This is a genomic window from Mesorhizobium sp. M0185 (assembly GCF_040322175.1).
Taxonomy (GTDB): domain Bacteria; phylum Pseudomonadota; class Alphaproteobacteria; order Rhizobiales; family Rhizobiaceae; genus Mesorhizobium.
The window spans coordinates 39,641-52,926 of sequence record NZ_JAMYSY010000033.1; the positions used below are offsets into that span (position 1 = coordinate 39,641).

Genomic DNA, 13,286 nt, shown 5'->3' on the forward strand with positions numbered 1-13,286 from the left:
GCATCAATCCTAGGTCTTCCGAAAGCGATACCACTTTTCGGGATCATGCGCTAAGCGTCTCGGCATGAGAGATGTGAGCGAAAAGCAAGCTGCGGACGACAAGGTCGCGGTGGTCATCGTTGCCGCCGGCCGCGGCGCGCGCGCCGGACAGGCCAATGGGCCGAAGCAGTACCAGCAGATTGGCGGCGGCGCCGTTATCGCACGCACGCTCGACGCCTTTCTGACGCATCCGAAAATTGGAGCTGTCGTCGTTGCTATACATGCCGAAGACGACGCGCTTTTCCGCCGCGCCGCCGGCGCGAACGCCGACCGTGTCGTCGCGGTGACTGGCGGTACGTCACGGCAGGAGTCCGTCCGCCTTGGACTGCTGGCGTTGAGAAGCCATGCGCCGGGCCGGGTGCTGATCCATGATGCGGCTCGGCCGTTTGTCGATGCGGAACTGATAGACCGTACGATCGCCGCCATTGAAGAGCGCCAGGGAGCGCTGCCTGCTTTGCCCGTTGCCGATACGCTGAAGCGCGAAACGGCCGAAGGCATGATCGGCGAAACAGTGTCCAGGGCCGGGCTCCATGCCGCACAGACACCACAAGGCTTTCCGTTCTGGCCGATCCTGGCCGCGCACGAAAAGGCTCATCATCTGGGCAAGGCGGATTTCACCGACGATGCGGCAATCGCCGAATGGGCGCATATTCCGGTGAAGATCGTTCCCGGCTCGCCGGACAATGTCAAACTAACCTGGGCAAGGGATATTGCGATGGCGGATCAGCGGCTTTCCAGCGCCCCACGTTTTCCCGACATCCGAACCGGCAATGGCTATGACGTGCATGCGTTCGAGCCCGGCGACCATGTCACCCTGTGCGGCGTCGCCATTCCACACGACAGGAAGTTATCCGGCCATTCGGATGCCGATGTCGGTCTCCATGCCTTGACCGACGCCCTGCTGGCCACCTGCGGCGCCGGTGACATCGGCACGCATTTCCCGCCCTCCGACCCGCAGTGGAAAGGGGCCGCTTCACGCATCTTCGTCGAACACGCGGTGAAGCTGGTGCGCGCGCGCGGCGGGCGCATCGCCAACGCCGACATCACCCTGATCTGCGAGGCCCCGCGCGTTGGCCCGCATCGCGAGGCCATGACCGAAACGCTTTCTGCAATGCTGCGAATTTCGCGCGACCGCATCTCGATCAAGGCGACAACCAATGAGAAGCTCGGCTTCGTCGGCCGTGAGGAAGGCATAGCGGCCATCGCGACCGCCAGCGTTGTGTTTCCAGGGGATGTCCCCGAGTGAGCAATAGCGATCTCGCAGATGCCCTGCTTCAGGCCTGCCAGCAGCGCGGCATCATGCTGGCGACGGCGGAGAGCTGCACCGGCGGCATGATCATCGCCGCGCTGACCGACATCGCCGGCTCTTCCGCGGTGGTCGATCGCGGCTTCATCACCTATTCCAACCAGGCCAAGACCGAGATGCTCGGCGTCTCGGCCGCTACGCTCGAGGCGCACGGCGCGGTCTCGCGCGAGACTGCGGTGGAGATGGCGGCCGGTGCCCTGGCCCATTCGCCGGCCGGGCTCGCCCTGGCGGTGACCGGCATCGCCGGTCCGGACGGCGGCTCTGCGGAAAAACCTGTCGGCCTGGTCTGGTTCGGCGTTGCCGTGGCTGGCCGGCCGGTAGTCAGCGAATGCCAGCTGTTCGCCGACAAGGGCCGTGATTTCATCCGCCGGGAGACGGTCCGACATGCGCTTGAACTGGGTCTACGCGCGCTCGCCGCGGATCAGGCTGCCGATGGCGCGCCGTAGATGATTTCGGCACGTTTCTCGAACGCCTCGGAGAACATGCGGAAGGCGCGGTCGAACATGGTTCCCATGAGCGCACCCAGAATGCGGCTCTTGAACTCGTAGTCGATAAAGAAACAGACGTTGCAACCGCCGCCGTCCGCCGGGTCGAAGCGCCAGACATTGCTGAGATATTTGAACGGGCCGTCGATATATTTGACGTCGATGGCGTTCTCGTCAGGCTTCAGCAGCACCTGCGTGGTGAAAGTCTCGCGGATCGCCTTGTAGCCGATGCTCATGTCGGCGATGAGCAGGGTGCGTCCGTTGCGTTCCTTGCGCGAACGAACCGTAAGTGCCTCGCAAAGCGGCAGGAATTGCGGATAGGATTCGATATCGGCAACCAGAGCGAACATCTGTTCCGGCGTATGCGCAACGCGGCGATGGGCTTCGAATTGTGGCATGAAACCAGTGGGTTAGGCGGACTTCCTGAGAAACGCTTCGCGCGCCGCGCGCAACCTGGCAAAGTCGTCCCCGGCGTGGTGCGACGAGCGCGTCAGCGGGCTCGACGCCACCAGCAGGAAGCCCTTGGTCCTGCCGATCGTCTCAAAGGACTTGAATTCCTCCGGCGTGACGAAGCGGATCACCGGATGGTGCTTCTTCGACGGCTGCAGATATTGGCCGATGGTCATGAAGTCGACATTGGCCGAACGCAAATCGTCCATCAGCTGCAGGATTTCGTTCCGCTCCTCGCCAAGGCCGACCATGATGCCGGACTTGGTGAAGATCGAGGGGTCGAGTTCCTTGACCCGCTGCAAGAGCCTGATCGAGTGGAAATAGCGCGCACCCGGCCGAACAGTCAGATAGTTCGACGGAACGGTCTCGAGATTATGGTTGAAAACATCCGGCTTTGCCGCCACGACGATCTCCAGCGCACCGTCCTTGCGCAGGAAATCGGGCGTCAGGATTTCGATCGTCGTCGACGGGGTTGCTGCCCTGATCGCACGGATGACATCGGCAAAATGCTGGGCCCCGCCATCGGCGAGATCGTCGCGATCGACGGAGGTGATGACGACATGGCTCAAGCCCATTTGCTTGACCGCATGCGCGACACGCGCCGGCTCGTCGGGATCGAGTGCGGTCGGGATGCCGGTGGCGACATTGCAAAAGGCGCAGGCCCGCGTGCAGATCTCGCCCATGATCATGAAGGTGGCGTGCTTCTTCTCCCAGCACTCGCCGATATTGGGGCAACCCGCCTCTTCGCAAACCGTCACCAGTTTGTGAGACTTCACGATTTCGCGCGTCTCGGCATAGCCTTTCGACATCGGCGCCTTGACGCGGATCCAGTCAGGCTTGCGCAGTACGTCCTGATCCGGCTTGTGCGCCTTTTCGGGATGCCGCAGGCGCGGCGCATTGGCAATCGTGTCGAGGACGGTGACCATGTGAAACCCGGCTCATTGGCAAGCGCTTGTCCAGCGCTCGCTCTACCCACGTCATCTAGGACTTTTCGGCGAAAAGAAAAAGGCCGCGATCACGCATGCCGCGGTGGCCTTTTTCGCATAGCAAGTGCCGACAGAGGTTAGCGGCGCACCAGTCGTCCGACCGCAATCAGAATGCAGGCACCGATGAAGCCGGTGATCAGATAGGCTATCCAGCCGACGCCGAAGATGCCGATGTTCAGGGTCTGCAAGATGGCGTTCAACACGATTGCGCCGACAATGCCGAGAACGATGTTCATGAGGATGCCGGTATTGCTCTTCATGACCATCTCGGCGAGCCATCCCGCCAGGCCGCCGATGATGATGGCTGCAACCCAGCCCACGCCGTTCATTTCCATATGCCCTCTCCTTGTATGATGGATCATGCCTGCGAAACGAATTGCTCTGCCGTCGAGTTCCTTTGTGTCTTCCGTGTGAGACTCGCCCCACTAATTTATCATGCATTCAGTGCGCGGCCATAGGCGTCGAGTACACTCTCCTTCATCATCTCCGACAGCGTCGGGTGCGGGAAGATCGTGTGCATCAGCTCTTCCTCGGTGGTCTCCAGATTCATCGCCACGACGAAGCCCTGGATCAGTTCGGTTACTTCTGCGCCAACCATGTGGGCACCCAGCAACTGGCCGGTCTTCTTGTCGAAAATGGTCTTGACGAAGCCTTGGTCCTCGCCGAGCGCAATCGCCTTGCCGTTTGCCGCGAACTGAAAACGGCCGACGCGGATGTCCTTGCCATCGGTTTTCGCTTTGGCTTCCGTCAGTCCGACCGAGGCGACTTGCGGATTGCAATAGGTGCAGCCCGGGATCTTCAGCTTGTCGATGGCATGCACGCCGGGGAAATTGGCGATCTTTTCCACACAGACCACGCCCTCATGCTCGGCCTTGTGGGCGAGCATCGGCGGTCCGGCAACGTCGCCGATGGCGTAGACGCCCGGCACATTGGTCTTGCCGTAGCCGTCGACGACGACGCAACCGCGGTCCGTCTTCACGCCGAGCGTCTCGAGGCCGAGGTTCTCGATATTGCCTTGTACGCCGACGGCCGAGATCATGCGATCGGCGGTGATCTTCTCGACCTTGCCGTCCTTCATCTCGACATGCGCGGTGACCGAGTTAGTGCCCTTCTCGACCTTGGTCACCTTGGCTTCTAGGATGATCTTCATGCCCTGCTTCTCGAACTGCTTCTGGGCGAATTTCGAGACCTCGGCGTCCTCGACCGGCATCACAGCCGGCAGCAGTTCGACCACCGTCACCTCGGCGCCCATGGTGCGGTAGAACGAGGCGAACTCGATGCCGATGGCGCCCGAGCCCATCACCAGCAGCGATTTCGGCATCTCTTTCGGCACCATCGCCTCGAAATAGGTCCAGATCAACTTGCCGTCAGGCTCGATGCCGGGCAGCGCGCGCGGCCTGGCGCCGGTCGCCAGGATGATGTGCTTGGCGCTATAGGTGCCCTCGCCCTTGACGCCCTTGGGCGCCGGCGGCTGCGGCTCCATCGGCTTCTTCGACGATTTCGACACGACGATCTCGCCAGGTTTGGTCAGCTTGGCTTCGCCCCAGATGACGTCGACCTTGTTCTTCTTCATCAGGAAGCCGACGCCGCCGTTGAGCCGCAGCGAGACCTTTCGCGAGCGATCGACGACGGCGGCTGTGTCGACGCCGACCTTGCCATCGATCTTCAGGCCGTAGTCCTTCAGATGATCCGAATAGTGCATGATCTCGGCGGAGCGCAGCAGCGCTTTGGTCGGAATGCAGCCCCAGTTGAGGCAGATGCCGCCCAAGTGCTCGCGCTCGACGATCGCCGTCTTGAAGCCAAGCTGGGCCGAACGCACTGCAGTGACATAGCCGCCGGGGCCGGAGCCGATGATGATGACGTCGTAGGATTCAGAGTTACTCACGTTAGCTCTTTCCATTTGTGATCGGTGAACAGCAAGTCTAATGCATATGACAGCGTCGTCTTTCGTAGCGCTTTTCGTGGCGCTCCTAGGAGATGCTCAATCAAATAATCCCTTAGGTATTTTCGCTGCTCTCCAGTAAATCGAGGGTAGCATTCGACGGCTTCAACAAGAGTTGGATTTTTCAATAAGTCTCTCACAAATTTGTCAATTTGAACTCCAGCTCTTCTCAACTCTAGTTCTCCGCGACTCCACTTCGACGGAGTATAAGCGCGTCCTTTTTTCCGGTATTGAATCTTAAGCCGAGATCCACGCCCACCGTAACCGATTGGGTGTGCTCTGATAATACTCGATCCACCTAGATAGTGTTTGGCCATCTATAGCTCCAGCATCACGCGCACGAGCGGCGCCAGCGCTTGCCCGACGTTCCGCGTGTTTTCCGCGTCCAGGTGGACGCCGTCGAGCGGCGTGGTTTTGGCCACCGTGCCGGCATCGAAGAAGCCGCAGCCGGCCTCGTCGGCAAGGGCGGAATATTGCGGCGCCAGCCGCTTTGACGCGTCATCGCCGCCGGCGAACATTTCCTTGAACTCGGCGTTTTCCGTGCGGCTGACTACGGGCGGCGCCACGATCAGGATCTGCGGCGCCGGCCAATCGAACGGGTAATCATGACCGCGCACGATGTCGATCAGGCGTTGCATGCCTTGTTTGGCCGCGACCGGATTACCGTGAATCCACGGCTTCATATCGTTGGCGCCGAGCATGATGACGATCAAGTCGATCGGCGCATGCGTCGTCAGGATGGTTGGCAACAGCCTTGCGCCATTGCGGTCCGCTCCGGCCAAGTGATCGTCAAAGGCGGTGGTTCGGCCATTCAGGCCTTCGGCGATGACCTCGACGCCGCTGCCCAATGCCGCCTGCAGCACGCTCGGCCAGCGATCTTCCAGCGGATGCCGGCCGAGGTTTGCCGCGTCATAGCCCCAGGTAAGCGAATCGCCGTAGCAGAGGACCGTCTTCATGTGCCTGCCCCGCCGAAACCTGGTTGCGAGCGCGCCAATCGCCAGCGCACGAAAAGCCAGTGGACCAGCACCGTAGCGATGCCCGGCAGGACGAGACCGGCGACTATGGGAAGATCGCCCGACCACTGGCTCTTGCCTGGGGGCTGGGAGAAAGTCCAGCCGATCAGGGAAACGCCAACGAGCACAAAAAACGCTACCCCTATGGTCGCCGTCAGCTTTGTTGCCCGTCGTGGGTCTGACATGAATTGTGCGATGAAGAACGCGACCGTCACGAGGACGGTGACGAGAGCCGAGATCATGAATACAAGGATGTACTCTACGTCGGCATTGGTGGCGACGGCGAGCCACTGCGCCACCAATCCGCCCGCCAAACCGGAAAGAAAGAAGGCAAAAAGGCTGGTGAAGAATTTCCGCACCGCCCTGTTCCCCTCTCTTAAACCAGCATGCCCATCGGGTTTTCGACCATGCGTTTGAAGGCGACGAGCAGCTCGGCGCCGAGCGCACCGTCGACGGCGCGGTGATCGGTCGACAACGTCACCGACATGATCGTGGCGATCTTGATCTCGCCGTTCTTGACCACCGCGCGTTGCTCGCCGGCGCCGACCGCCAGGATCGTCGCATGCGGCGGGTTGATGACGGCAGAAAAATCCTTGATGCCGAACATGCCGAGATTGGACACCGCCGTGGTGCCGCCCTGATATTCTTCCGGCTTCAGTTTGCGGCTGCGGGCGCGGCCGGCAAGATCCTTCATCTCGTTGGAGATGACGGACATCGTCTTTTCGTCAGCACGCCGGACGATCGGGGTGATCAGGCCGCCGGGGATCGATACGGCAACGCCGACATCGGCGTGCTTGTGCTTGATCATGGCGTTTTCTGTCCACGACGCATTGGCATCCGGAACCGCCATCAGCGCCATGGCAAGAGCCTTGATGACCATGTCGTTGACCGACAGCTTGTAGGCCGGCGTTTCGCCCTTCTCGGTCTTCTTCACCGGCGCGGCCGCATTGATCTGCGTGCGCAGGGCCAGAAGTGCGTCGAGCTCGCAGTCGAGCGTCAGATAGAAATGCGGGATGGTGGTCTTGGCTTCGACCAGCCGCCTCGCGATGGTCTTGCGCATATTGTCGTGCGGGATCAGCTCGTAGGAGCCTTCGGCAAACAGTTTGAGCACCTGCTCGTCCGACATCGCCTTGGGTGCTGCGGCCGCAGGTGCCGGAGCGCCGGCGGGCGCCGCTTTTGCTGCTGGTGCCGCCTTGGCGCCGCCACTGGAAATTGCGGCATCGACATCGGCCTTTACTACGCGGCCGCGGGGGCCGGAGCCTGTCAGCGCCGCGACATCGACGCCGGCTTCCCTGGCGATGCGCCGGGCCAGCGGCGACACGAAGATGCGCTCACCGCTTGCGGATTGGCTGATCTCCCCCCGTGTGGGGGAGATGGCCGGCAGGCCAGAGGGGGGCGCCTCGCTCCCTGCGGCAGCAGGGACAGCGCCCCCCTCTGTCGACTTCGTCGACATCTCCCCCACGGGTGGGGAGATTGGTGCTTTTTCCTGCTTCGCCTCAGCCTTAGCCGGCGCAGCGCCGTCACCGCTTTTCGCGGCGGCCGCCGCATCCTCGCCCTCGGCAGCCAGCACCGCGATCAGCGCATTGACCTTGACGCCTTCTGTGCCGGCCGGAACCACCAGCTTGGCGACCGTGCCCTCGTCGACGGCTTCGACTTCCATCGTCGCCTTGTCGGTCTCGATCTCGGCAATCACGTCGCCGGGCGAAACCTTATCGCCTTCCTTGACCAGCCACTTGGAAAGATTGCCCTCTTCCATTGTGGGCGACAGCGCCGGCATGGTGATGTTGATCGGCATTTTGTCCTCCCGCCCTGCTCAGCGATACGTGACGGCTTTGACCGCCTCGACGACCTCGCCGACATTGGGCAGCGCCAGCTTTTCGAGGTTCGCCGCATAGGGCATCGGCACGTCCTTGCCGGCAATTGTAATGACCGGTGCATCGAGGAAATCGAAGGCGCGCTGCGAGACCTGATTGGCGATATGGTCGCCGACCGAGTTCTGCGGAAAGCCTTCCTCGACCACCACGAGGCGATTGGTCTTTTTGACCGAGGCGATGATCGTGTCGAAGTCGAGCGGGCGGATGGTGCGCAAGTCGATGATCTCGGCATCGATGCCCATGCCGCGCAACTCCGCCTCCGCCTTGAGCGCGTAGGTCATGCCGATGCCGAACGAGACGATGGTCACGTCCTTGCCGGATTTGTGAATGCGCGCCTTGCCGATCGGCAACACGAAATCGTCCATCTTCGGCACGTCGAAGGAGTGGCCGTAAAGGATTTCGTTTTCGAGGAAGATGACCGGGTTCGGATCGCGGATCGCCGCCTTGAGCAGACCCTTGGCGTCGGCGGCGGTATAAGGCATCACCACCTTCAATCCAGGAATATGGCTGTACCAGGCGGCATAGCACTGCGAATGCTGCGCGGCGACGCGGGCAGCAGCGCCGTTCGGACCGCGAAAGACGATCGGGGCGCCCATCTGGCCGCCGGACATGTAGAGCGTCTTGGCGGCTGAATTGATGATCTGGTCGATCGCCTGCATGGCGAAGTTGAAGGTCATGAATTCGACGATCGGCTTCAGGCCGGCCATCGCCGCGCCAACACCAACGCCGGCAAAGCCGTGCTCGGTGATCGGCGTGTCGACCACGCGTCTCGGACCGAATTCCTGCAACAGGCCCTGTGTGATCTTGTAGGCGCCCTGGTACTCGGCGACTTCCTCGCCCATGACGAAGACGTCGCCGTCGCGGCGCATTTCCTCCGCCATTGCGTCGCGCAAGGCTTCACGCACTGTGGTCGAGACCATTTCGGTGCCGGCCGGGATGTCCGGATCGGCGGCAATTTCCAGCTTGGGCGAGGCGGCAACAGGTGCTGCCGCTTCGTTCTTGGCCGGAGCAGCCGCGGGCGGCGGAGCCGCCGCGGGCGCTTCCGCTTGCGACTCAATAGCCTCCTCGCCGATACCTTCGCCTGCCTCGTCGATGTCTTCGCCATCGACGGCCAGCACAGCGATCAGTGTGTTGACCTTGACACCCTCGGTGCCGGCAGGAACCACGATCTTGGCAAGCGTGCCGTCGTCCACGGCTTCGACTTCCATCGTTGCCTTGTCGGTCTCGATCTCGGCAATGGCGTCACCGGCCGCAACCTTGTCGCCCTCTTTCTTCAACCACTTGGAAACGTTACCCTCTTCCATGGTCGGCGAGAGGGCGGGCATGAGAATTTCGATCGGCATGTCCTTGCCCTCTCGTTAAAGTACGATGTCGGTCCAGAGCTCGGACAGATCCGGCTCCGCGTCGTTCTGGGCAAATTCTGCGGCGTCGGCGACAACGTCGCGGACTTCCTTGTCGATGGCCTTGAGCTCGTCCTCGCTTGCCCATTTCTTGTCGAGCAGCCGCGCTTTGACCTGCTCGATCGGGTCACGTTCGGAGCGCATTTTCTGCACTTCTTCCTTGGAGCGGTATTTTGCCGGATCCGACATCGAATGGCCGCGGTAACGATAGGTCTGCATTTCGAGAATGAGCGGCCCGTTGCCGGCGCGGCACCATTCGGCGGCGAGGTCGCCGGCTGCCTTTACAGCGCGCACATCCATGCCGTCGACCTGGATGCCTGGAATCTTGAAGGACGCGCCGCGGTGCGAGAAATCCGTCTCGGCCGACGAGCGCGAGACCGAGGTGCCCATGGCGTAGCGGTTGTTCTCGATAATGTAGATCACCGGAAGCTTCCACAGCGAGGCCATGTTGAAGCTTTCGTAGACCTGGCCCTGGTTCGCCGCGCCATCGCCGAAATAGGTCAGCGTCACATTGTTGTTGCCGCGATAGCGGTTGGCGAAGGCAATGCCGGTGCCGAGCGACACTTGCGCGCCGACGATGCCGTGGCCGCCGTAAAAATGCTTCTCCTTGGAGAACATGTGCATGGAGCCGCCCTTGCCTCTCGACAGGCCGCTACGGCGCCCGGTCAGTTCGGCCATGACGCCGCGCGGTGACAACTCCATGGCCAGCATATGACCATGGTCGCGATAGGCGGTGATCATCTGGTCGCCGTCGATCAGCGCCATCTTCATGCCGGTAACGACCGCTTCCTGGCCGATGTAGAGGTGGCAGAAACCGCCGATGAAGCCCATGCCGTAAAGCTGGCCGGCCTTTTCCTCGAAGCGGCGGATGAGCAGCATGTGCCGGTAGGCGGCAAGCTCCTGGTCTTTGGTGAATTCAACAGGCTTCGGGGTGGAAAGGCCCGGCATCTTGCCGTCTGATTTGGATTTGGCAGGCGCTTTTCTGGTGGCGGTGGCCATGCATCACTCCCTGTTGGCGTCTCTTGGCGGACAGCGAGGGAGATCAGTTCTCCCACCGATTTGAGACAGGCTAACATGCAGGGAAGGCTTTCGCCATGCCGAAAACGCATGGCTGTCATGCATCTAAGCAATTAAAATCATTGCAAATATCGCTGATTAACTGAGATCAGGTTATCTTGCGACCGGCAGCATGATGGTGATCTCGTCGGCGTGGGACAGATTAAGCGCCTTGCGCGCCTGCTCGTCCAGCATGTCCTTCTCCAGCGTGCCCTCATGCATCAGCTGAACGCGGCGCTCGAGATCGATCCGGCGCGCCCTGACGGCATCGAGCCTGCCCTGCAATTCGGCAGTCTCAGCTTCGAGCTGATACTTGGAATAGATGCCGAACTCGCCATGATAGGCATGGAAACCGAAATAAGTCAGGAACACCACGCAGAGCGAGGGGATGATCAGCCGGCCGGTGTTTCTTTGCTTGTGCTGGCGTGTCCACATGGTCCGAATCCTCTACGCCGCCTTTGTCGCCCGATTGTGCTTAATGGACGGTTACAGCCTGTTGGATTCAGAGCCTGGAAGCAAAAAAAGGGCGGGAATGTCCCCGCCCTCGTCGCCACGGTTTTTCTCTCGAAATCAGATTTTCACGATCGACTTGCCGGCATATCGCGCCTGCTTGCCGAGCTCCTCCTCAATGCGGATGAGCTGGTTGTACTTGGCCATGCGATCCGAGCGCGACAGCGAGCCCGTCTTGATCTGCCCGCAATTGGTGGCAACGGCGAGGTCGGCGATGGTCGAATCCTCGGTCTCGCCCGAGCGGTGCGACATCACCGCGGTATAGCCGGCCTTGTGCGCGGTCTCGACGGCGTCGAGCGTTTCGGTAAGCGAGCCGATCTGGTTGACCTTGACCAGGATCGAATTGGCGACACCCATGCGGATGCCGTCGCGCAGCCGCGCCGTGTTGGTGACGAACAGATCGTCGCCAACCAACTGCGTTTGCTTGCCGATGAGATCAGTCAGCATTTTCCAACCGTCCCAATCATCCTCGGCCAGGCCGTCCTCAATGGTGATGATCGGGTAGTCGGCAGCGAGTTTGGCCAGATATCTGGCCTGCGCCTTCGGGTCGCGGGTTTTCCTCTCGCCTTCATAGACGTAGTTGCCATCCTTGAAGAATTCGGTCGCCGCGCAGTCGAGGCCTAGGGCAACCTCCTCGCCGGGCTTGAAGCCAGCCTGCTCGATCGATTCCATGATGAAGTCGAGCGCGGCCGGCGCGCTCTTCAGGTTGGGGGCAAAGCCGCCCTCGTCGCCGACATTGGTGTTATGGCCGGCGTCCTTCAGCTTCTTTCGCAGCGTATGAAAGATCTCCGAGCCCCAGCGCACGCCGTCGCGCAGCGTCGGCGCGCCGATCGGCAGGATCATGAATTCCTGGAAATCGATCGGGTTGTCGGCATGCGCGCCGCCATTGATGATGTTCATCATAGGCACCGGCAGCACATGGGCCTTGGTGCCGCCGACATAACGATAGAGCGGCAGGTCGGCCGCTTCGGCTGCGGCCTTGGCCACAGCCAGCGACACGCCGAGGATGGCATTGGCGCCGAGCCGGCTCTTGTTGGGCGTACCATCGAGCTCGATCATGGTCTGGTCGATATGGATCTGATTCTCTGCCTCCATGCCGCCGATCGCCTCGAACAGCTCGCCGTTCACCGCCTCGACCGCCGTGAGCACGCCCTTGCCGAGATAGCGGGGGCCGCCATCGCGCAGTTCGACCGCCTCATGCGCGCCGGTCGAGGCGCCGGACGGCACCGCGGCGCGACCCATCGAGCCGTCTTCAAGCACGACGTCGACCTCGACGGTCGGATTTCCGCGGCTGTCCAGGATTTCACGCCCGACAATGTCGATGATGGCCGTCATTGCGATGTCCCCGATTGATCGATTGAAGCGTCGCGCACCTCTTAGCCAAAGCGCCGCAAAACGCAATCGGGGCACTTGCAAATATTGCCCGTGCGCTACGGGATTCACGAAGCACGAAGCGCTGTCATCATTTGTCATACGCGGCATGCCGGTTTCTGATTTATGGCTGTTGTCGCGCGGGGCGAAACAGGAGGAGTTTCGCCATGTCCCAGTTGAGCGGTATTGTGAGTTTGTTCCTGATCGCGGCTGCGTTCCTGACGTCGTGCGACAATCAGCAACCCCCGCAGGGATCGTCGCCTTTGCCGGCCCTGCAGATTGCGCAGTAGCATCCCGCCACATCGAAAGGCCCCCGATTTCCAGGGGGCCTTTTTGATTCCAGGAGACTTAGTCAGTGCCAGTAAGGTCAGTGCCAGTAAGGCTCGACCTTGTAGTAGTTGTATGAGGCGTCACGCGCGGCCTCGCCGTCGGCGCCGGTCAGCTCGTTGATCGAATAGGAAGGAGCGGCCATCAGCTGGTCTTTGGTGAACGGCACGACATAGCCGCCTTTGTTCTCATCGTAGTCAAGGCTCGCCCACGGAATGGCGTGGTATTTCTCGCCGATGCCGAGAAATCCGCCAAAACCGATCACGGCAAACATGATTCCGTTCGACAGTTTGTCGAGCATGACGTCCTCGATGTCGCCGATATGAGTGCCTTCAGTATTGTAGACCGATGTGCCGATAACCCGCGAAGCGGCGATGGCTTCGGTGTGTCCCGTCTGGGTCGTCATGGTGTGCTCCTCGTCGTCGTTGACATTAGATTTTGACAATGAGGGCCGCGGGCTAAGGTTCCAGGCGGGTTCGAAATTCTTCAAAGTTTTCTTGGCCGCGCTGCTGTGGCGCAACTGCTGG

15 protein-coding genes are annotated in these 13,286 nt (G+C 61.2%); 3 read left to right on the forward strand and 12 right to left on the reverse strand.

Annotated features, from left to right (window positions below):
* Positions 1 to 64: 64 nt before the first annotated feature.
* Positions 65 to 1,285: a bifunctional 2-C-methyl-D-erythritol 4-phosphate cytidylyltransferase/2-C-methyl-D-erythritol 2,4-cyclodiphosphate synthase gene (locus NKJ20_RS23145; protein ID WP_352747249.1), complete on the forward strand. Its 1,221-nt coding sequence runs from the start codon at positions 65 to 67 to the stop codon at positions 1,283 to 1,285.
* Positions 1,282 to 1,791 (forward strand): CinA family protein, encoded by a 510-nt coding sequence (locus NKJ20_RS23150; protein ID WP_352507412.1) that lies wholly within the window; start codon positions 1,282 to 1,284, stop codon positions 1,789 to 1,791. The genes NKJ20_RS23145 and NKJ20_RS23150 overlap by 4 nt, the downstream gene beginning before the upstream one ends.
* Here NKJ20_RS23150 and NKJ20_RS23155 read toward each other — a convergent pair.
* The 11 genes from NKJ20_RS23155 to eno form a co-directional block, all read right to left on the reverse strand.
* Positions 1,767 to 2,228, reverse strand: a complete 462-nt coding sequence (locus NKJ20_RS23155; RefSeq protein WP_352457493.1) for a type II toxin-antitoxin system RatA family toxin — start codon at positions 2,226 to 2,228, stop codon at positions 1,767 to 1,769. The two genes, NKJ20_RS23150 and NKJ20_RS23155, sit on opposite strands and share 25 nt — an antisense overlap.
* A gap of 12 nt (positions 2,229 to 2,240) precedes the next feature.
* Positions 2,241 to 3,206 carry a lipoyl synthase gene (lipA, locus tag NKJ20_RS23160; protein ID WP_352457494.1) on the reverse strand — a complete coding sequence of 322 codons (966 nt, stop codon included), beginning with the start codon at positions 3,204 to 3,206 and terminating at the stop codon, positions 2,241 to 2,243.
* A gap of 137 nt (positions 3,207 to 3,343) precedes the next feature.
* The gene (locus NKJ20_RS23165; protein WP_352747251.1) at positions 3,344 to 3,601 is read right to left on the reverse strand and encodes a GlsB/YeaQ/YmgE family stress response membrane protein; all 258 of its coding nucleotides are present in this window, start codon (positions 3,599 to 3,601) and stop codon (positions 3,344 to 3,346) included.
* Between the two features lie 98 nt (positions 3,602 to 3,699).
* Positions 3,700 to 5,151, reverse strand: a complete 1,452-nt coding sequence (lpdA, locus tag NKJ20_RS23170) for a dihydrolipoyl dehydrogenase (protein ID WP_352747252.1) — start codon at positions 5,149 to 5,151, stop codon at positions 3,700 to 3,702.
* A gap of 374 nt (positions 5,152 to 5,525) precedes the next feature.
* A complete protein-coding gene (locus tag NKJ20_RS23175) occupies positions 5,526 to 6,164 on the reverse strand; it encodes an SGNH/GDSL hydrolase family protein (RefSeq protein ID WP_352747255.1) in 639 nt (212 codons plus the stop codon).
* On the reverse strand, positions 6,161 to 6,580 hold the full coding sequence (locus NKJ20_RS23180; RefSeq protein ID WP_352747258.1) for a hypothetical protein: 420 nt from the start codon (positions 6,578 to 6,580) through the stop codon (positions 6,161 to 6,163). The genes NKJ20_RS23175 and NKJ20_RS23180 overlap by 4 nt, the downstream gene beginning before the upstream one ends.
* A gap of 17 nt (positions 6,581 to 6,597) precedes the next feature.
* The gene (locus tag NKJ20_RS23185) at positions 6,598 to 8,016 is read right to left on the reverse strand and encodes a pyruvate dehydrogenase complex dihydrolipoamide acetyltransferase (protein WP_352747261.1); all 1,419 of its coding nucleotides are present in this window, start codon (positions 8,014 to 8,016) and stop codon (positions 6,598 to 6,600) included.
* 18 nt (positions 8,017 to 8,034) lie between these two features.
* Positions 8,035 to 9,438, reverse strand: coding sequence for a pyruvate dehydrogenase complex E1 component subunit beta (locus NKJ20_RS23190; RefSeq protein WP_352448944.1), 1,404 nt, complete (start codon positions 9,436 to 9,438; stop codon positions 8,035 to 8,037).
* Positions 9,439 to 9,453: 15 nt separating this feature from the next.
* Positions 9,454 to 10,443, reverse strand: coding sequence for a pyruvate dehydrogenase (acetyl-transferring) E1 component subunit alpha (pdhA, locus tag NKJ20_RS23195; protein WP_352448968.1), 990 nt, complete (start codon positions 10,441 to 10,443; stop codon positions 9,454 to 9,456).
* Positions 10,444 to 10,665: 222 nt separating this feature from the next.
* Positions 10,666 to 10,986: an FtsB family cell division protein gene (locus NKJ20_RS23200; RefSeq protein WP_023675088.1), complete on the reverse strand. Its 321-nt coding sequence runs from the start codon at positions 10,984 to 10,986 to the stop codon at positions 10,666 to 10,668.
* A gap of 135 nt (positions 10,987 to 11,121) precedes the next feature.
* Positions 11,122 to 12,396, reverse strand: coding sequence for a phosphopyruvate hydratase (gene eno / locus NKJ20_RS23205; RefSeq protein WP_352747263.1), 1,275 nt, complete (start codon positions 12,394 to 12,396; stop codon positions 11,122 to 11,124).
* Between the two features lie 203 nt (positions 12,397 to 12,599).
* On the opposite strand from eno, the gene NKJ20_RS23210 reads away from it, so the two are divergent.
* Positions 12,600 to 12,722, forward strand: a complete 123-nt coding sequence (locus NKJ20_RS23210) for a hypothetical protein (protein ID WP_084642452.1) — start codon at positions 12,600 to 12,602, stop codon at positions 12,720 to 12,722.
* Between the two features lie 77 nt (positions 12,723 to 12,799).
* On the opposite strand, the gene NKJ20_RS23215 is transcribed toward NKJ20_RS23210, so the two are convergent.
* Positions 12,800 to 13,165, reverse strand: coding sequence for a PRC-barrel domain-containing protein (locus tag NKJ20_RS23215; protein ID WP_023675091.1), 366 nt, complete (start codon positions 13,163 to 13,165; stop codon positions 12,800 to 12,802).
* Between the last annotated feature and the right edge of the window lie 121 nt (positions 13,166 to 13,286).